Below are 19,389 nucleotides of genomic sequence, written 5' to 3'. Positions count from 1 at the left end.
CGTGGCGAGCGCCGCCCTCCCCAACCCCGGCACCGCCGCCAGCCACATCGGCGGGTTCGAGCGCGGCATGATCACCGTCGCCGTGATGCTCGGCACGCTGATGCAGGTGCTGGACACGACGATCGCCAACGTCGCGCTGCCACACATGCAGACCAGCCTCGGCGCGACGCCGGAGAGCATCACCTGGGTGCTCACCAGCTACATCGTCGCCTCCGCGATCGCGATCCCGATCACCGGCTGGCTGTCGGAGCGGGTCGGCCGCAAGGGGCTGTTCCTGTTCGCGGTGATCGGCTTCACCGTCACCTCGCTGCTCTGCGCCATCGCGCAGAACATGCCGGAAATGGTGATCTTCCGCGCCGCGCAGGGCATTTCGGGCGCTTTCCTGGTGCCGCTCGCGCAATCGGTGATGCTCGACATCAACCCGCCCGAGCGCCACGCCAAGGCGATGGCGATGTTCGGCGGCGGCATCATGATCGGCCCGATCCTGGGGCCGGTGCTGGGCGGCTGGCTGACCGACAGCTTCAACTGGCGCTGGGTGTTCCTGGTCAACCTCCCCGTCGGCGTGATCGCGACGGTGATGGCACTCCGCTACCTGCCGGAGACCGGCACGATGAAGCGGCGGTTCGATCTGTTCGGCTTCGCGCTGCTCGCGCTCGCGGTCGGCGCGCTGCAATTGATGCTCGATCGCGGCGAGACGGCGGGCTGGTTCGACTCCACCGAAATCTGGATCGAAGGCGGCATCGCGGTCGCGGCGGCCTGGATGTTTGGCGTTCACATGATGACCGCCAAGCGCCCGATCTTCGAGCCGCACATGTTCGCCGATCGCAACCTAGCGACTGCCTTGTTCTTCATGGCGGTAACGGGCGTCTTGCTGCTTGCCGGGCTCGCGTTGCTGCCGCCTTTGCTCCAGCGGCTGTTCGGCTATTCGGTGCTCCAGTCTGGCTTCCTCACCGCGCCGCGCGGCGTTGGCACGCTGATCTCGATGGTGCTCGCCGGCAAGCTGCTCGACCGGATCGACGCGCGCGTGCTGATCTTCGCCGGCATATCGCTGATGGGCATCTCGCTCTGGCAGATGTCGGGCTTCACGCTCGACATGGATTCGCGGCCGATCATCGTCAGCGGCGTGGTGCAGGGGCTGGGGCTCGGCCTCATCTTCGTGCCTCTCAACACGCTCGCCTTCGGCACGCTCGCGCCGCACTATCGGACGACCGCGGCGAGCCTGCTCAATCTCTCGCGCAACCTCGGCGGATCGATCGGCATTTCGATGGTGACCATGCTGCTTGCGCGCAACATCCAGATCAGCCACGCCGATCTCTCGCAGCATATGACCGAGGCGACGATCCCGCCGGTCGATCCCGGCATCGCCGCGCGCTTCTCCAACATCAGCGACGCCGGCCTCGCGATGATCGACGCCGAGATCAACCGGCAGGCCGCGATGATCGCCTATATCGACGATTTCCACGTGATGATGCTGGTGACCTTTGCGGTGCTGCCGCTCGTCTTCCTGTTGCGCAAGGCGAAGCCGCACGCCGGCCCGCCGGTGATGGCGGACTAGGGCGCGACCGAAGCGAGCATCAGCGCCAGCCCCTCGGCCTTGCGGCCGGTCTTGAACAGCATCCAGCCATAAGCGTCCATCGACTGGCGATTGCCGCGATCGACCTCCCAGGCGCGGCGCGCGATCGGCAGTGCAGCGGCATGATCGCCCTGCCGCGCATAGGCCCAGGCAAGATTGCCCGACAGCGCCGCGTCGCGCGTGCCGATGCGGCGGCGGACGGCGTGATAGGCGGCTTCGGCATTGGCCCATTCGCCCGCCCCGGCATAGCGTTCGGCGGCAATGAGCAGCGCCGGGATCGAGCGCGGATTTTGATCGAGGAACAGCCGCAGCGTCTCGGTCGCAGCGGCGTCCTGGCCGGATCGGTCGAGCGCCTCGATCAGCCGCAGCGCCACCGGCTCGGTAAAGGCGATGTTGGCGGCGGTGCGATAGGGATCGACCGCTGCGGCGGGATCGTCTGCGAGCATCAGCACGTCGCCGACCAGCAGCCAGGCATCGGGCGCGCCGGGATTGTCGCGGGCAAGCTGCCGCGCCAGCGCAAAAGCATAAGCGGAATCGGCGCGCGACAGCGCTTCGCGGATCGCCGCGACATCGCCATTGACCGCGCCGGCATCGCCACCGATCGGCGCGATCACGCCGTCCCAGCGCAGCGGTCGTGCAGCACGCGCGCGATAGTCCGCCGCCTCCGCAGCCCTGCCGAGCTTCGCTGCCGCCTCGCCCGCGAGCGCCAGCGCATAGCTGTCGGCATCCTCGCGATCGGCGATCGGGCGGATCGCGGCAAGCGCGTCGGCCATTTCGCCCGCGCGCCATTCGGACGCGGCGAGCAGGCGCCGCGCGCGCAGATTGTCGGGCTGATCGGCGAGCAGCTTGGCGAGCGTATCGGACGCCGCTTCGAAATTGCCCGCCTGATAATCGAGCGCGGCGCCGAACAGTGCCGGCCCCGGCTCCGCGGCGAGCGCGCCGCCGCTCTTGGCGTAGATCGCCCGCGCCAGCGCATAATTGCCGCCGCGCGCGGCAAGCACCGCCTGGAGATAAAAGGCCATCGGGTGGCCGGGGCTGGCCTTCAGCGCCGCACGCGTCGCTGCCAGCATCTCGCGCATCGCGCCCATTTCGCCCAGCGTCGCCGCTTTCTCTAGCAGCACGGTCGCATCGTCGGGCTTCGCCTCGAGCGCACGGTCGAACCAGGGCAGCGCCGCCTTCAGCCCATATTGCGTCCGGGTGAGTTCGCCGCGCACGAGCAGCGCGCCGTCCGCGCGCGGATCGAGCGCCAGCGCGCGGTCCGCCGCGCCGATCGCGCCGCCGATGTCGCCCACCGCACGGCGATAGCGCGCGATATCGACCCAGAGCGGTGCGCTCTCCGGCGTCAGCTCGGCGGCACGATCGAAGCTCGCGCCGGCGGCGTCCATGTCGCCGCCTGCGAGCTGCGCCTTGCCGGCCAGCCGCGCGGCATCGCCGGCATGGGCGGCGGGCGCCGCTTTCGCTTCGGCGAGCGCATCGGCAGGCCGCCCCTGCAACAGCAGCGCCTCGGCCATCAGCGTCCGGGTTGCATCCGCAGGCACGCCCGACGCACGGGCGCGCGCGATCTCCGCTTCGGCGGCGACGCCGTCGCCCAGCGCGATCTGCACCTTCGCCTGGAGCAGCCGCGCGCGTGCGTCGCCCGGCCGCGCCTTGATCGCGTTCATCAGCTCGATGCGCGCGGTCTTGGGATCGCCTGCGTTGAACGCTTCGGCGCCGCGCTTCAGGCTTTGATCAAAGCCGGGCGTGGACGCGTTGGAACAGCCGGCCAGGGCCAGCGCAAGTGCGATCGCTGCGGAGGGCGGAGTGCGGATCACGGCTGCAGGTCGTATTGCTTCATGAGATCGTAGAGCGTCGGCCGGCTGATCCCGAGCAGCTTGGCGGCGGCGGAGATATTGCCCTCCGTCCGCCCCAGCGCGCCGCGGATCACCTTGCGATCGGTCTCCTCGCGCGCGGCCTTGAGGTTCACGGGCAGCGCATCCTCCACCTTCGGAAAATCGAGATCTTCCGGGACGACCAGCTTGCCGTCGGCCATGATGACCGCGCGTTTCACGCGATTTTCCAGCTCGCGGACATTGCCGGGCCAGGCCCAGCCGTCGATCGCGGCAAGCGCGGCGGGCGCGAAGCCCTTTACCGCCGGGTTCATCTCGCGCGCGAAGCGATTGAGGAAATGCTTGGCGAGCAGGGTGGCGTCCCCCGGCCGCTCAGCGAGCGCGGGGATGCGCACCACGATCTCCGCCAGGCGGTAATAGAGGTCGTCGCGGAAGCTCCCTTCGGCGATCATCTCCTCGAGATTGCGGTGCGTCGCGCAGACGATGCGCGTGTCGACCGCCACTTCCTTGCGCCCGCCGATCCGCTCGATCACGCGCTCCTGCAGGAAACGCAGCAGCTTGGCCTGAAGCGGCAGCGGAATGTCGCCGACCTCGTCGAGGAAGAGCGTCCCGCCCTGCGCCAGCTCGATCTTGCCTTCGGTGGTGCGGATCGCGCCGGTGAAGGCGCCCTTTTCATGGCCGAACAGCTCTGCCTCGAGCAAAGTCTCGGGAATCGCCGCGCAGTTGATCGCGACGAACGCGCCGCCGCGCCGCGCGCTCGCATCGTGGAGGCCGCGCGCGAGCAATTCCTTGCCCGTCCCGCTCGCGCCCAGCAGCATCACCGACACATCGGCATTGGCGACGCGCTCGATCGTCCGCGCGACCTTGGTCATCTCAGGCGCCGAGGTCACCATCGTGCCGAGCACGGTGCGGTCGTCGCCCGATCGTTCCTCCAGCCGCCGGTTCTCGCTCTCCAGCGCGTGGAGCTGGAAGGCGCGGCGGACGATGAGGCCGAGCTGGTCGATATCGACCGGCTTGCGGTAGAAATCATATGCGCCCGACGCGATGGCACGGAGCGCGCTCTCCTGCGCGCCGTGGCCCGAGGCGACGATCACCTTGGTCGCGGGCTTCAAGGACAGGATTGCCTCCAGCGTTGCGAAGCCTTCGGTGACGCCGTCGGGATCCGGCGGCAGGCCGAGATCGAGCGTCACCACGTCGGGCTCGGCCGATCGCAGCAGATCGATCGCGGTGGCGCGGTCGGGCGCGACCAGCACTTCATAATCCTCATAGGCCCAGCGGAGCTGGCGGCTGAGCCCCTCATCATCCTCGATGACGAGGAGCTTGGGCAGCACGTCCGCCTTGATCTTGGTTTCGGCGTTCATGCGCGTCTCCGCTCGCTTTCTATCTCGCCGGTCGTTGCCGGCAGCAGGATGGTGAAGCGCGTGCCGCGCCCTTCGCGGCTTTCGACCTCGAGCCGCCCGCCCATCGCCGCAACCAGCGCGCGCGCCTCATAGGCGCCGATGCCGAAGCCGCCCTGCTTGGTGGAGGCGAACGGCTGGAACAGCCGCGTGCGGATGAATTGCGCGGACATGCCGCAGCCTTCGTCGACCACGTCGATCGCGACGTCGCCGCCCTCGAACCGCGCGGCGATGCGCACGATCGCTTCGGGATCGCTGGCGTCGATCGCGTTCTGGACGAGATGCGCGAGCGCCTGCTCCAGCCGCAGCGGATCGGCCGCGGCGATCAGGCCGGGCGCACATTCGGCGGTAAGGAAGTGGAGCGGCGCCTTTGCAGCCGCGACCGCAGCGACGATGGCCTCGACGGCGACCGGACGCAGCGCCTCGCCTTCCGCAGGCGGCGCGTGCGACAGGCGCGCGAGCAGCGCATTCATCTTGGCGACCGAGCCTTGCAGCGTCGCCACCATGTCGGCGCGGAATTCGGGGTTGTCGGCATGGCGTTCGGCATTGCGCGCGACGAGGCTGAGCTGGCTCACCAGATTCTTAATGTCGTGCATGATGAAGGCGAAGCGGCGGTTGAACTCGTCGAACCGGCGTGAATCGGCCAGCGCTTCGGCGCCCCGCGCCTCGGCGAGATAGGATGCGGTCTGGATCCCGGCTGCGCGCAGCAGATCGAAATCCTCCCAATCGAGCGGGCGCCGCAGCCGCGGGTGCGCGAGAATTACGATCCCCGCCAAGCGCTCGTGGTGCAGCAACGGCACGCCTGCCCAGGCAGCGCCGTTGGCCGCCATCCAGTCCGGCACCGGAATGCGGCGGCCATCGACCGTCATGCCGTCGCGCTCGACCTTGTCGAAATCGATGACGTGGCCGGTCGCCTCGACGAAGCGGACGAGATCGAACTCGCCCGGCGTACCCGGCGCGGCCTCCGCGTGCCAGTTCCACCGCGCGGCGGGTACGAGCTTCCCCTCCTCCACCTCGATCAGCAGCCCGGCCGGCGATCCGGCGATGTCGGCGAGCGCCTGGACCAGCCGCTGGCCGAGCGGCGCATCGTCCTCGCCGCCACCGCCCACCGTGCGGGTGAAGCGAAGCCATTCGGCGCGATAATCGTAGCGGTGCTCGAAGAAATGCTTGGCGATCATCACGCCGAGCCATGCGCGCGCCTTGCCCGAGGGAAGGATCACCGCGACCAGCAAAGTGAGCGCAGCGACGAGGCCGATCTGCACCATGTCCGCCCAGCGACCCTCGGCGGTGGCAAGCATCCGCGACGCGGCCATCATCACGACGAGATAGGCGAGGATCGCGATCAGCGAGACCGACTGGAAGGTCGCAGCGCGCGACAGCCGCAGCCGCCATTGCGCGGTCCTCCGGCTGCCGATCGCGAACAACGGCGCGAGCATCGCGACGACCGCGCCGCGCATCGCGAACAGGTCCGCCGCCGGCGCGCCGTTCAGATAGGAAACGGTGTAATAATGGAGATCATAGACCCAGAGGCCGGCCAGCGCGAGCGCGGGGAGGCGCAGCCCCCAGCGCGATTCCTGCGCCGCCTGGCCGTAGAGATTGTGAACCAGCACCAGTGATCCCGCGGCGATGGTGAGGCCGAGCAGCGCGGCGGTCGATTGCAGCGCCGGGCCGACCATCGGTTCGTGGCGGAAGGCGGGGAGCACGCCCGCGATCGCGACCTGGAAGCCGATGACGCCGGCGACGACGACATAGACCGCGGTCAGCGCGCGCGTCCGCTCGTCACGATCCGCCTGCCGTACGATCGCATACATGAAGGAGAGGAAGGCGAAGTTGCGCGCCGCCTCGGCAAGCCCCGGCAGCAGCGCGCCCGGCCCTTCGAACGCAGTCAGCGCCGCCCACAGCGCCGTCGCTCCGAACGCCGCCGACAGCGCCGCCGAGCGACCGCCCCGCATCGCCCAGACCGACAGCGCGAGATAGAGGATCGCGGCGAGCGCGTGGCTCCAGAGGCCGACCGCAACGATCATCGCGCGCCCGACGGCCAGAGGATGACGCGGACGGTGAGCAGCAGGATCAGCAGATCGAGGAAGGGCGTGTAATTCTTGGCATAATAGAGGTCGAATTCCAGCTTGCGCCGCGCATCCTCGACCGAGGCGCCATAGGGATAGTTGATCTGCGCCCAGCCGGTGATCCCCGGCTTCACCATGTGCCGCTCGGCATAATATGGCAGGCGCGCCTCGAGATCGGAGACGAATTGCGGCCGCTCGGGGCGTGGGCCGACGAAGCTCATCTCGCCCTTCAGTACGCTCCACGCCTGCGGCAGCTCGTCGATGCGGAGCTTACGGATGATAGAGCCGATGCGCGTGATGCGCGGATCGTCCTGCTGCGCCCAGACTGCGACGCCGGAGACTTCGGCGTCCTGCCGCATCGAGCGGAGCTTCAGCACGTCGAACGCCTCGCCGAACAGCCCGACGCGGCGCTGCCGGTAGAAAGCGGGCCCGCGGCTTTCGAGCTTGATGAGCAGGGCGGTGAGCGCGATCAGCGGCCAGGCGAGCGCGAGGATCAGCGCGCTGACCAGAATGTCGAAACCGCGCTTGCCGAAGCTCGACAGCCGCCGCCCGGCGGTGAAGCCGTCGGAAAAAATCAGCCACGACGGGTTGAGCGTGTCGAGATCGACGCGCCCAGTTTCGCGCTCCAGGAAGGTCGAGAGGTCGGTGACCTGCACGCCGGTGGTGCGGATGCGCAGCAGATCGGCGAGCGGCAGCGCGTTGCGCCGCTCCTCCAGCGCCAGCACGACCTCGCTGACGCCGTGGGCGATCGTGTAAGCGGCGAGATTGTCGATGCCGGCGCGATTGACCGCGGCGCCGGTCGCCACTGGCCCGTCATTCATCGCGACATAGCCGGCGACTGCGAAATTGGCGCCCTGCTTGGCGGCCAGCGCCTCGACACCCGCCGCGCGCGGTCCCGCGCCCAAGACGAGCACGCGCCGCTTGAAGCTGGCGCTGCCGAGCAGCCGCCCGAACATCAGCCGCGCCGCGACCAATAGCAGCATCGCGAAGATCATCGCGTAGAGGAGATTGGACCGCCAGAAGCTGATTGCGGGGACGAGGAAAAAGACCAGCGCGAGCAGCAGCACGCCAAGCGCCACCGCGACCGCGATGCGCGGCAGGGCGATGCGCAGCGAATGCACCGCATCGACGGCGTAGACGCCCACCGCGGTCATCGCGAGCTGGAGGACGATCGCGAACGAAAGGATCTCCGGCAGCCGGCCGCGATCGGCTGCGATGTCGGTGCCGATCTGCCAGTTGCGGAGCAGCCAGCCGCCCTCCGCGGCGAACAGCAGCATCAGGAAGTCCACGATGCCGAGCAGCAGCGCGGTATAGGGGATATGGTGGCGGAAAAGCCGGATCATGCCGCCCCCGCTGCGCCCGCAACGCGCCCTATCGTAAGAAATCCCGACACGGCCGCGGGTGTCGCAGAAATTGACAAACAATCTCTGAAGGCGGGTGGAATGCGGCCGCCCGCACTCCCATTATCGGGGCAGAAGGAGACTTGCATGCCCCAGCTTCGCCGCATCGGATCGACCGATCTTCAGACCCCGCCGCTGGTGCTGGGCGGCAACGTCTTCGGCGACAGCGCCAAGGGCGACACCGCCTTCGCCATCCTCGATCGCTTCATCGACGCCGGCGGGACGATGATCGACAGCGCCGACGTCTATTCCGCATGGGTCGACGGGCATGAAGGCGGCGAGTCCGAAGCGTTGCTCGGCGAATGGCTCCGGCGGCGCGGGCGGCGCGACGACGTGCTGATCGCAACCAAGGTCGGCATGCTGCCCGGCGAGGGCGGCGCAAAGCTGGAGCCCGCGCGCATCGCCGCCGCGGTCGATGCTTCGCTCAAGCGGCTCGGCACCGATTATATCGATCTCTATTACGCGCATCAGGACGATCCGGCGACGCCGATGGAGGACAGTCTCGCCGCGTTCGACGCGCTGGTGAAGGCGGGCAAGGTCCGCGTCCTCGGCGCCTCCAATTTCACCGCCGACCGGCTGGCGGAGGCGCTCGCGATCTCCGAGCGCGAGGGCCTCGCGGCCTATCAGGTCGTCCAGCCCGAGCTGAACCTGATGCGGCGCGACCAATATGAAGGGCCGCTCCAGACGCTCTGCGTCGAAAAGGGCCTCGGCGTCCTCACCTATTTCGCGCTCGCATCGGGCTTCCTGACCGGCAAATACCGTTCGGAAGCGGATCTTTCCAAAGGCCATCGCGCGGGCCGCGTGAAGCAATATCTCGGCGATCGCGGCACCCGCATCCTCAAGGCGATGGACGCGGTGGTGGCCGACACCGGCGCCACTCACGCGCAGGTCGCCCTCGCCTGGGTCGCGGCGCAGCCCGGCGTCACCGCGCCGATAGCCAGCGCGACGCGGGTGGAGCAGCTCGAAGAACTGCTCGCCGCGATGGAGATGACGCTGACCGCCGACCAGATCGCGCGGCTAGACGAAGCTTCGCGATAACAAGCATCCAACCGCTCATCACGAGCCAGCATCGAGCGCAGCCGAGATGCGTCGTCGAGAGATCTCTCGACTGTCTGTCTCGACTTCGCTCGACAGCCGCTCGAGATGAGCGGGGCGGGAGGTTCTAAGACGCGATCGCCCGGCGCGCCGTGGCGGGCTTGCGGGTGATTAGCTCGGTCCAGAAGTCTTCCCACGGGGTCAGCCCCCAGCGCTCGGGATCCTCGCGGCCGGTGATCAGGTCGTCGCAATCCGGCCGGCTAAGATCGAGGTCGTGGAAGGTCAGCGGCCCGCGATCGGGCTTCGTGAAGATGCGGACCAACGGCGCGGTGAGATCGTCGGTGTTCTGGTCGATGACGAGACCGATCCGGCCCGATCGCATCTTCACCAGCGATCCGACCGGATAGATGCCGACGCTGCGGATGAAGGCGTTGAGCAGCCGTTTGTCGAAATGGCCTTCCCAGCGATACATGTTGGCGAGCGAGTCCGCCGCGCCCCACGCTTCCTTGTAGGGCCGGTTCGACGAGATCGCGTCGTAAACGTCGCAGACCGAAGCGATGCGCGAGGCGAGGCTGATCTCCTCTCCCTTCAGCCCGTGCGGATAACCGGTGCCGTCGATCCGCTCGTGATGGTGGAGGCAGACGTCGAGCGCCATTTCGGGCACGCCTTCCGACCGCGTCAGCACTTCATGGCCGCGCTCGGGATGGCTGCGCATGATGACGAATTCCGCGTCGGTGAGCTTGCCCGGCTTGTTGAGCACCTCGGGCGGCGTCGCGACCTTGCCGACATCGTGCAGCAGACCGGCGACGCCGAGATCGCGCACGACGCCCTCGTCGAGCCCGAGCTGGCGGCCGAGATTGATCATCAGCGCGCAGACCGCGACCGAATGGACGTAGGTATATTCGTCCTTCGATCGGATGCGCGCGATGCTGATCAATGCGGAGGGGTTGCGCGAAACGGAAGAGGACACGTCCTCGACCAGCGGCAGCACCTCGCCGCCGTTCACCGCCTTGCCCATCCGCACCTCGGCGAACAGCCGGTTCACCGCGCGCTTGGACTTGCCCAAGATCTTCGCCGCGCGCTGCATCTCCTCGCCGGCGGAGCAGCGATCGGGGAGCGGCACGGCGCGGCGCGCGCGGATCGGCGTCGCGGCCGGGCTCGGCGCTGGCGCGACATCGGGGACCGGCGCTGCGGACGGGAGCGGCTCGGCCGATCCGGCTTCCGGCGCCGTCCCCTTCTCGTCGTCGATCAGTACCGCTTCGATGCCGCTGTCCCGAAGTGCTGCGAGATCGTCGGGATCGGTGAGCAGGAACTTGGTTTTCCAAAAGGGGTGCGTCAGCCACGATCCTTCTAGGCCGTGGATATACATCCCCAGCCGAACAGCGCGCGCCTCAACCCGCCTTATCACCTTGGCCCCACTCCAAGCGATCAACGACAATCGTCCGAAGCCAGGGTTTTATTACCGAACTCTTTTGAAATCGTTACGGTTAGTCCTGCGTCAGCTCTTGCCGATCACGCCCATTGCCGCCGTCACCATCGCCTCGGTTGCGGTGGAGATGACGGTGTCGGCCTCAGGCGCCCAGAACGGGCTGTGGAGCGAGGGCAGCTTCGCCGTATCGCCGTCGACCGCGTCCCATTTCGCCTGCGGCACGCCGCCGACCCAGAAGATCAGGCTCTCGATCTTGCTGTCCTCAAGGTGATAGCGGCCGAAATCCTCGCCCACCATCGGCGGCGGCACCGCGCGGACGCGGTCTTGGCCGAAGCGCGTGCGGAATAATGCCACGGTGCTGTCGGTCAGCCCCTCGGTGTTGATCGCCGCCGGGGTGAATTCGCCGTCGCGGATCTTGACCACCGGCATCCGGTCCTCGGGCACGCCGGCGGCGATCGCCTCGCCCTTCGCGATCCGCGCGATGCCGTCGAGCAGCATCTTCCGCGTCTTCTGGTTGTAGCTGCGCACCGTCAGCAACAGCGTCGCCTCGTCGGAGATGATGTTGTGCTTGGTGCCGCCCTGGAAGCTGCCGACGGTGACCACCGCGGCATCCTGCGGATCGAGCTCGCGGCTGACCAAGGTCTGGAGCGCGCCGACGATCCGCGCGCCGAGCACGACCGGATCCTTGGTGTTCTGCGGCACCGCCCCATGCCCGCCGAGCCCGCGCACGACGATGTCCACGCTGTCGACATTGGCGAAGGACGGCCCGGGCGTATAGCCGAGCACGCCGGCGGGAAGCGACGCGCTGTCGTGGAAGGCGATCGCATGGGTGGGCTTCGGGAAGCGGGTGTAGAGGCCGTCCTCCAACATCGCGCGCGCGCCCTGGCCCGTCTCCTCGCCGGGCTGCAGGATCATCACCAGCGTGCCCGACCATTGATCCTTCATCGCCGTCAGCCGGCGCGCGGTGCCGACCCAGGCGGACATGTGCGTGTCGTGCCCGCAGGCGTGCATCACGCCGCTCTCGGTGCCCGAAACGCTGGTCGCGCGCACCTTGCTGGCGAAGGGCAGCCCGGTCTGCTCGACGACGGGGAGCCCATCCATGTCGGCGCGCAGCAGCAGCACCGGGCCGGGGCCGTTCCTCATCACCGCCACGACGCCGGTCTTGCCGACGCCGGTTGTGACTTCGAAGCCCAGCTTCTTCGCCTCGGCAGCGAGCTTGGCAGAGGTCTTCACCTCCTGCATCGAAAGCTCGGGCGCAGCGTGCAGCTCCTTGTAGAGCGTCATCAGCGCCGGCATGTCTTTCTTCACCGCATCACTCAGCGGATCGGCGGCGGCCGGCGCGGCGGCGAGGACCGCGGCGAGTGCCGCGGCGGCGAAAAGTCCCTGTTTCATCTGATAACCCCTGCTTGCGCTCATTCCCGCGGAACGAGCTCCATCACGTCCATCTTCGATTCGAAGTGCGGCTGCGGAAAGGCCAGCCGCCAGCGGTTCGGTCCGATCCTGTCGAGGAATCCCGCCATGTCGCGCTCGCGGTCACGGCCATATTGCAGCGCGCGCGTCTCGTCGCCGAGCTGCAGCGTGCCGAGAAAGACCATGCGGTCGCCCCCGCGCGCGGGGACCAGCAGCCCCAGCGGGCGCTGCGATCCGCTCAATTTGGCGAAGCTCGTCATCCCGCCCTCGTCGCGGATGCGGCAGCGGAACGGCGGATAGGCGACGTAGGGAAGTCCCGCCGCGCCCTTGGTGCCGAGCTTGATCACCCGGCAATCATATTCGCCCATCGGCGGCGTGCGCCATTCGATCGCCGCGTCCGGCTGGAGCAGCGCGCCTTCCTTGGCGACATCCGCGGCATGGCCGCCGGTCCGCGCCTCGGCAAGCGCGCGCATCCAGGCATTGCGCCACTGGCGAAGGCGGAAGCGGTCCGAATCCGTGGCGAGCTGGCGCCAGTCGAGCGCTGCGGGTGCCGATGCGAGGCCCGAGCGCCCCCCGCCTTGCGCGGCGCAGGCGGAAGCGAGGACGGCGGCCAGCGCACAAGCGGCTGGAGCAAGCGGAAAAACTCTCACGAAGCGCAGCCTGCTACAGCCGGGCCGTGCGGGCAAGGCCCAACCCGGCCGCGGGCGTCACTGCGCGGTCCAGCCGCCGTCCATCGAGAGGTTCGCGCCGGTGATCGCGGCGGCATCGTCGCTGCAGAGATAGAGCGCGAGGCTCGCCACCTGTTCGGGCGTCACGAACTGCTTGGTCGGTTGCGCGGCGAGGAGCACGTCATTCATCACCTGCTCGCGGGTCAGCCCCCGCGACTTCATCGTATCGGGGATCTGGTCCTCGACCAATTGGGTCCAGACATAGCCCGGGCTGATGCAATTGACCGTGATGCCGTGGGTCGCGACTTCCAGGGCCACCGTCTTGGTGAGGCCGGCGATGCCGTGCTTCGCCGCGACATAGGCCGATTTGTTGGGGCTCGCGACAAGGCTGTGCGCCGATGCGGTGCTGATGATCCGCCCCCACTTCTTCTCCTTCATGTGCGGCACCGCGAGGCGGATGGCGTGGAAGGCGGCGGAGAGATTGAGCGCGATGATCGCATTCCATTTGTCGATCGGGAATTCGTCGACCGGCGCGACATGCTGCATGCCCGCATTGTTGATGAGGATATCGACCCCGCCGAGCGAACTCTTGGCCTGGCCGATCATCGCCTCGATCGCCGCGGGATTGGTCAGATCGGCGTCCGAATAATCGGTCCTGGCGCCGCTCAGTCCCTCGATCTCGCGCTGGATCTTGGCGATCGCGTCGCGGTCGCCGAAGCCGTTGAGCATGATGTGCGCGCCCGCGCCCGCCAGCGTCTTGGCATAAGCGAGGCCGATGCCGGAGGTGGAGCCGGTGATGAGCGCGGCCTTACCCTTGAGAGACATGTTATGCGCCTTCCTTCATTTGGCGAGATCGAACGAAGCGGTCTTGCCGTCCACGATATTGCTGGCGATCAGCGCGTCCTTCTCGAGCGTGCTCGCCACCGCGAGCCGCCCTTCGTCCCAATGGTGATCCATGCTGTCGCGCGAGAATTCGAAATCGCGCGCGCCGCCCTCCCAGCCGCGCGCGCGGTATATGAGGTGGACGACGCTCACCGCCCGCTCCGCCGCGAGCGCGCGGAGCGCGGCGACGTCATCGTCCTTCGAAAGCGCAGGTGGCAGCTTGTCGAGCACCTTGCGGATAAGCTCGCGCTCCTTGCGCAGCCGCAGGAGCTGGTCCGTCACCTGCCGGGTGCGGCTCGAATAGCGGATGTCCTTCTCGCGCGAATAGACGTCCATGATCGTGTGCGGCCGCGCGCCGCGCGCCGGGAACAGATCGACCTGGAAGACCAGCATGTCGCCCGCCTGATGATCGAGGACGTGGGTCAGCGGGGTATTGGAGACGATGCCGCCGTCCCACCACAGGCAGCCGTCGATCTCGACCGGCGGCAGCCCGGGCGGCAGCGCGCCGGATGCCATGATATGCCGCGCGTCGATCCGGTCGGTGGTGGTGTCGAAGAAGCGGAAATTGCCGCTCTCGACGTTCACCGCGCCGACCGACAGCCGCATCGGCCCGTCGTTGAGCAATTGCCAGTCGACATGCGCATCGAGCGTCGCGGCGAGCGGCGCGCTGTCGTAGAAGCTCAGCGCATCGGCGCTCCCCGGCGCGGCGAAAACCGGCGGAACCAGGCGGGGATTGAAGAAGCCCGGAACGCCCGTCGCGGCCACATATCCGGCCGAGAAGAGATGCACGGCCTGCTGCCAAGCGTCGGTGCCCTCCAGCGACAGGCTGGGCAGCGCGGAGGTCGCCTGGTTCCAGAAGCTGCGGAGCTTGGCGACACGACTCTCGGGCGGATTGCCGGCGATGATCGCGGCATTGACCGCGCCGATCGAAATGCCCGCCACCCAGTCGATTTCGATCGCGGTATCGGCGAGCGCCTCGAACACCCCAGCCTGGAACGCACCGAGCGCGCCGCCGCCCTGGAGGACGAGCGCCACCATGTCCGGGAGCGGCAGATGCTGCGGCGTCTTGGCGCGGCGATTGGGATTGGCGTCAGCCATGTTGCAGTGCACAAACTCTCGAGCAGGCGGAGGGTTTCATCTGCCTGTCGCGGCGGCTTTGCAACCGTCCGCGTTCACAAGCATTGTGACCCCGTAACGACAGGGGCGCAGCCATGAAGCTCGACGATTACCGCAGCAGCGACAATGTGGGTGACCAGCGCGGGATGAGCTTCGGCGGCGGCGGGGGCGGCGGAATGGGCATGCTGCTCGGCCTCGTCGGCAGCAAGTTCGGCATCGGCGGCATCCTCGTCGTCGTGGTCCTCGCCATGCTGTTCGGCTTCAACCCGTTCGGCGGCGGCACGCCCACCCGGCAGGTCGCGCAGAGCGGCAAGAGCGCGGCCGAGGCCTGCGCGGTCAATCCCGAAAGCCGCTTCTCCTGCCAGGTGCTCGCCAGCACCGAGGATACGTGGGGCACCATCTTCCAGGAGAACGGCCAGACCTACCGGCCTGCGGGGCTTATCTTCTACGACCGCAACGGCCAGTCGGGCTGCGGCGCCGCACAATCGGCGATGGGGCCGTTCTACTGCCCGAACGACAACCGCATCTATCTCGACACCAGCTTCTTTGCCGAGCTGCAGAACCGCTTCGGCGCGGCAGGCGATTTCGCGCAGGCTTATGTCATCGCGCACGAAGTCGGCCATCACATCCAGCAGATCACCGGTACGCTCGATCAGGCGCAGACTGCGCAGGCGCGCGCCGGCCAGGCCGAGGGCAATGAGGTGCAGGTGCGCGTCGAGCTGCAGGCGGATTGCTATGCCGGTGTATGGGCCGCGCGTAACCGCGAGCGGCTGGAGGCCGGCGACGTCGAGGAAGGCATGCGCGCCGCCGAGGCGATCGGCGACGACACGCTGCAAAAGGCCGCGCAGGGCTATGCGGTGCCGGAGAGCTTCACCCACGGCACCTCGGCACAGCGCATGGCCTGGCTCCGCCGCGGGCTGGAAAGCGGCAATCCCAACACCTGCGACACGTTCAGCGGGAATATCTGAGCCCCACCCGGCCGCTCATATCGAACAAACCAAACCGCTCATCTCGAGCGGCTGTCGAGCGAAGTCGAGACAGTCAAGTCGAGAGATCTCTCGACGACGCATCTCGGCTCCGCTCGATGCTTGCTCGAGATGAGCGGTGAGGTGCTTTACCTTACTCCGCCGCCAGCAATCGCTCCGCGCCACCGAGATCGACGCTGACGAGGCGGCTGATGCCCTTCTCGATCATCGTCACGCCGAACAGGCGGTGCATCCGGCTCATCGTCACCGCATTGTGCGTGACGATCAGGTAGCGCGTGTCGGTCTCGCCCGTCATCCGGTCGAGCAGGTCGCAGAAGCGCTCGATATTGGCATCGTCGAGCGGCGCGTCGACCTCGTCGAGCACGCAAATCGGCGCCGGATTGGTGAGGAACAAGGCGAAGATCAGCGCCACCGCGGTCAGCGCCTGCTCGCCGCCCGAAAGCAGAGTCAGCGATTGCAGCCGCTTGCCCGGCGGCTGCGCCATGATCTCCAGCCCCGCCTCGAGCGGATCGTCCGATTCGATCAGCTCGAGATGCGCCTGGCCGCCGTCGAAGAGCGTGGTGAAGAGGCTGCGGAAATGGCGGTCGACCGCCTCGAACGCGGCGAGCAGTCGCGCGCGGCCCTCGCGGTTGAGACTGCCGATCGATCCGCGCAGCCGGTTGATCGCAAGCCCCAGCTCCTCGCGCTCGCTCTGGTTGATCGTGCGGCTGTCCTCCAGCTCGGCCAGTTCACGCTCGGCGACGAGATTGACCGGGCCGATCCGCTCGCGGTCGACGGTCAGTCGGTCGCGTGTGGCGGACTCCTCCTGCGCGATGCGGATCGTCGCTTCATCGAACCCGGCGCGCTCGGGCAGCAGCGGCGGCGGGCATTCGAACTTCTCGCCCGCGATCCGCCCCATCTCGACGCGGCGCATCTCCTGATTCTCGTGCCGCGCGACCGCGCCCGCGCGCGTCTCGCGCGCCAGCGCCAGCGCCTCGCCCACCTCGGCGAGCCTTGCCTCGGTGCCGCGCAGCGCCTCTTCCGCCTCGCGCTCGGCGGTGGCAGCGGCTTCAGCGGCGGTGCTGGCTTCGCCCGCCTCGCCCTCGGCAGTAGAGACATCGCGCGCCAGCCGCTCGGGCGCGTCGGCGAGCGTTTCCGCTTCCGCTTCGGCTTCGGCGATGCGGCGGCCCATGTCGGCGTGGCGCTTGGCGGCGTCGGACACGCGCGCCTTCCAGTCGGTCAGTTCGCGCGTCGCCGCCTCGGCGCGCTGTTTGTCTGCGCTCACCGCCCGCGCATGGGTCGCGGCTTCGGCGCGGACTTCGGCCAAGGCAGCGCCCGCCGTCTCCGCCGCTTTGCGCAGCGCGGCGACTTCCTCTTCCGTGGCGGCCGAGTCCGGCAAGGACGACGCCGCTGCCTCCGCCTCGCCGAAGGCCTGCCGTGCGCTTTCCAAATCCGCGGCCGCCTGGTCGGCGCGTTCGGCAAGGCCAGTGCGGCGCATCTCGAGCCGCTCGATCGCGACATTGGCGGCATCCTCGGCGCGCCCCGCCTCGCGTATTGCCGCCGCCGCTTCGCCCTCGCTGCGCCGCGCCGCCTCGGTTCGCTCGCGCGCCGCATCGATCGCCGTGCGCGCATCCGCGACGCCGGTCTCCGCCTCGCTCACTTCCGCCGCCGCCTTCGGCAACGCGCTCTCGATCTCGGCGAGGCGGTTGACGCGGATCAGCCGCTCCGCCGCGGCGGCGCCAATGCCGGTCGCGACGAAGCCATCCCAGCGCCGCAGCCGACCGTCCCTCGTCACCAGCCGCTGACCAACCGCCAGGGCGAGCGCATCGTCGTCGCTCTCGACAACCGCAATCTGCGCCAGCCGCCGCGCCAGCGCCGGGGGCGCTTCGACATGATCGCTCAACGGATCGGAGCCCGCCGGCAGGGCGGGATCGCCCGCCGCCGGTGCCGCGCCCGCCCAGCGCCGCGGGCCGTCACCCTCCAGCGCGGCCTCGAGATCGTCACCCAGCGCAGCAGCAAGCGCGCGTTCATAACCCGGCGCCGCCTTGACCCGGTCGATCGCGCGGTCGCCGCCGCCCTGCCGCTCGACCGCACGGACCAGCGCCTTGGCTTCGGATTCGAGCGTCGCCAGCGCCGCGCGCGCGGCCGCGACATTGCTTTCCGCCGCATCGCGCCGCGCCGCCGCCGCCTGCCGCGCGGCCTCCGCATCCGCGATCGCCGTCGCCGCACCGGCCAGCGCCTGTTCCGCCGCTTCGCGCTTCGCCCGTGCTGCGCGCCGTTCCTCGACCAGCGGCGCGGCATCGCCGATCTCGCCCAATTGCTCGGCGATGCGCGCGGCTTCCGCCTCCGCCCGCGCGAGCTTGGCGCGCGCCGTTTCCAGCGCCGCGCCCGCGACCCGCGCCTCGGCCTGCTCGGCTGCCTGGCGCGCGCGAACGCGGGCGAGCGCGGCTTCGGCATCGCGCGCCGCATCCTCGCGCTCGACGGTACGGATATCGATCGTGCCGCGCGCGGCTTCCGCATCGGCGAGCCGCGCCGCGATCGCCGCCAGTTCCGCTTCCAGCCGAGCCAGCGCGGCGCGCGCGTCCTCGCCCAGCGCCGCCTCGCGAGTGCGATCGGCCGCAAGCACCTTCTGTCGGCCGGCAAGCTCGGCGATGCGCCGCTCGACGCCGCCCTGCTCGGCGCGCAGCGTCGCGAGGCGATGCGCGAGCGCGGTCGCCGCCTCGCGCGCGGCCTGCGAGTCCTTCCGCCGATCGGCCAGCGTGGTCGCGGCTTGCGTCTGCCACGCCGCCGCGGCGCGCTGCGCTTCGGCTGCTTTATCGACCGCTGCTACCGCCGCATCGGCATCGCGCTTCGCGGCATCCGCCGCCGCCGCCGCCTCGCGCCAGCGCGCGAAGATCACCCGCCCCTCGGCGACGCGGATCTCGTCGCTGAGCTTGCGATATCGCTCCGCCGCGCGCGCCTGCCGTTTGAGCGCCGAGGCGCGCTGCTCCATGTCGGCCAGCAGCTCGTCGATGCGCGTGAGGTTGGTCTCGGTGGCGCGCAGCTTCTGCTCCGCATCCTTGCGGCGGACGTGGAGCCCGGCGATACCCGCCGCTTCCTCCAGCATCTGCCGCCGCTCGGTCGGCTTGGCGGCGATCACCGCGCTGATCTTGCCCTGGCTGACGAGCGCCGGGCTGTGCGCGCCGGTCGCGGCGTCGGCGAAGAACAGCGCGACGTCCTTCGCGCGCACGTCCCGCCCGTTGACGCGATAGGCGGAGCCGGCGCCGCGCTCGATCCGCCGCGTCACCTCGATCTCGCCGTCCGCGGGGATGCCCGATTCCGCCACCCCCTCGCCCGCCGCACGCTCGGCAAGCAGCGACACTTCGGCAAAGTCGCGCGACGGCCGCGTCGCGGTGCCGGCGAAGATCACGTCCTCCATCCCCGCCCCGCGCAGCGACTTCGCGCTGCCCTCGCCCATCACCCAGCGGATCGCTTCCAGGAGGTTGGATTTGCCGCAGCCGTTGGGGCCGACGACGCCGGTCAGCCCCGGCTCGATCCTGAGTTCCGCCGGCTCGACGAAGCTCTTGAAGCCGGAAAGCTTGAGCCGCTTTATCCGCAAGGCAGCGCCCCCACGCTCGGCGGC

13 protein-coding genes are annotated in these 19,389 nt (G+C 69.0%); 3 read left to right on the top strand and 10 right to left on the bottom strand.

Annotated elements, in window-relative coordinates; genetic code table 11:
* Position 1 precedes the first annotated feature (1 nt).
* A complete protein-coding gene (locus B9N75_RS08235) occupies positions 2-1,555 on the top strand; it encodes a DHA2 family efflux MFS transporter permease subunit (RefSeq protein WP_244552299.1) in 1,554 nt (517 codons plus the stop codon).
* Here B9N75_RS08235 and B9N75_RS08230 read toward each other — a convergent pair.
* From B9N75_RS08230 to B9N75_RS08215, 4 genes are read right to left on the bottom strand one after another with little or no spacing between them, the layout of a single operon-like run.
* Positions 1,552-3,384, bottom strand: a complete 1,833-nt coding sequence (locus B9N75_RS08230; protein WP_085218356.1) for a tetratricopeptide repeat protein — start codon at positions 3,382-3,384, stop codon at positions 1,552-1,554. The two genes, B9N75_RS08235 and B9N75_RS08230, sit on opposite strands and share 4 nt — an antisense overlap.
* Positions 3,381-4,760, bottom strand: coding sequence for a PEP-CTERM-box response regulator transcription factor (gene prsR, locus B9N75_RS08225; protein WP_085218355.1), 1,380 nt, complete (start codon positions 4,758-4,760; stop codon positions 3,381-3,383). The genes B9N75_RS08230 and prsR overlap by 4 nt, the downstream gene beginning before the upstream one ends.
* Positions 4,757-6,820: an XrtA/PEP-CTERM system histidine kinase PrsK gene (prsK, locus tag B9N75_RS08220; protein ID WP_085218354.1), complete on the bottom strand. Its 2,064-nt coding sequence runs from the start codon at positions 6,818-6,820 to the stop codon at positions 4,757-4,759. Before prsK ends, prsR begins: the two co-directional genes overlap by 4 nt.
* On the bottom strand, positions 6,817-8,205 hold the full coding sequence (locus tag B9N75_RS08215) for a TIGR03013 family XrtA/PEP-CTERM system glycosyltransferase (protein ID WP_085218353.1): 1,389 nt from the start codon (positions 8,203-8,205) through the stop codon (positions 6,817-6,819). Before B9N75_RS08215 ends, prsK begins: the two co-directional genes overlap by 4 nt.
* Positions 8,206-8,349: 144 nt before the next feature.
* On the opposite strand from B9N75_RS08215, the gene B9N75_RS08210 reads away from it, so the two are divergent.
* Positions 8,350-9,300 carry an aldo/keto reductase gene (locus B9N75_RS08210; protein ID WP_085218352.1) on the top strand — a complete coding sequence of 317 codons (951 nt, stop codon included), beginning with the start codon at positions 8,350-8,352 and terminating at the stop codon, positions 9,298-9,300.
* A gap of 124 nt (positions 9,301-9,424) precedes the next feature.
* Here B9N75_RS08210 and B9N75_RS08205 read toward each other — a convergent pair whose 3' ends face one another.
* From B9N75_RS08205 to B9N75_RS08185, 5 genes are all read right to left on the bottom strand, one after another.
* Positions 9,425-10,705, bottom strand: a complete 1,281-nt coding sequence (locus tag B9N75_RS08205) for an HD-GYP domain-containing protein (RefSeq protein WP_085218351.1) — start codon at positions 10,703-10,705, stop codon at positions 9,425-9,427.
* A 90-nt stretch (positions 10,706-10,795) separates the two neighbouring features.
* Entirely contained in the window at positions 10,796-12,118 is a 1,323-nt protein-coding gene (locus tag B9N75_RS08200; RefSeq protein ID WP_085218350.1) for an amidohydrolase, read from the bottom strand.
* A 20-nt stretch (positions 12,119-12,138) separates the two neighbouring features.
* Positions 12,139-12,786, bottom strand: coding sequence for a DUF4893 domain-containing protein (locus B9N75_RS08195; RefSeq protein ID WP_085218349.1), 648 nt, complete (start codon positions 12,784-12,786; stop codon positions 12,139-12,141).
* A 57-nt stretch (positions 12,787-12,843) separates the two neighbouring features.
* Positions 12,844-13,629, bottom strand: a complete 786-nt coding sequence (locus B9N75_RS08190) for a 3-hydroxybutyrate dehydrogenase (protein WP_085218348.1) — start codon at positions 13,627-13,629, stop codon at positions 12,844-12,846.
* A 15-nt stretch (positions 13,630-13,644) separates the two neighbouring features.
* Positions 13,645-14,784: a patatin-like phospholipase family protein gene (locus B9N75_RS08185; protein WP_085218347.1), complete on the bottom strand. Its 1,140-nt coding sequence runs from the start codon at positions 14,782-14,784 to the stop codon at positions 13,645-13,647.
* Positions 14,785-14,897: 113 nt separating this feature from the next.
* Here B9N75_RS08185 and ypfJ point away from each other — a divergent pair, with 113 nt between their 5' ends.
* Positions 14,898-15,770, top strand: a complete 873-nt coding sequence (ypfJ, locus tag B9N75_RS08180) for a KPN_02809 family neutral zinc metallopeptidase (RefSeq protein WP_085218346.1) — start codon at positions 14,898-14,900, stop codon at positions 15,768-15,770.
* Between the two features lie 151 nt (positions 15,771-15,921).
* Here the strand turns inward: ypfJ and smc are convergent, their stop codons facing one another.
* Positions 15,922-19,365 (bottom strand): chromosome segregation protein SMC, encoded by a 3,444-nt coding sequence (gene smc, locus B9N75_RS08175; protein ID WP_085218345.1) that lies wholly within the window; start codon positions 19,363-19,365, stop codon positions 15,922-15,924.
* Positions 19,366-19,389: the final 24 nt, after the last annotated feature.

Source organism: Allosphingosinicella indica (assembly GCF_900177405.1).
Classification (GTDB): Bacteria; Pseudomonadota; Alphaproteobacteria; order Sphingomonadales; family Sphingomonadaceae; genus Allosphingosinicella; species Allosphingosinicella indica.
The sequence above is the reverse complement of the archived record's forward strand: the minus strand, read 5'-3'. Positions and strand labels throughout refer to the sequence as shown.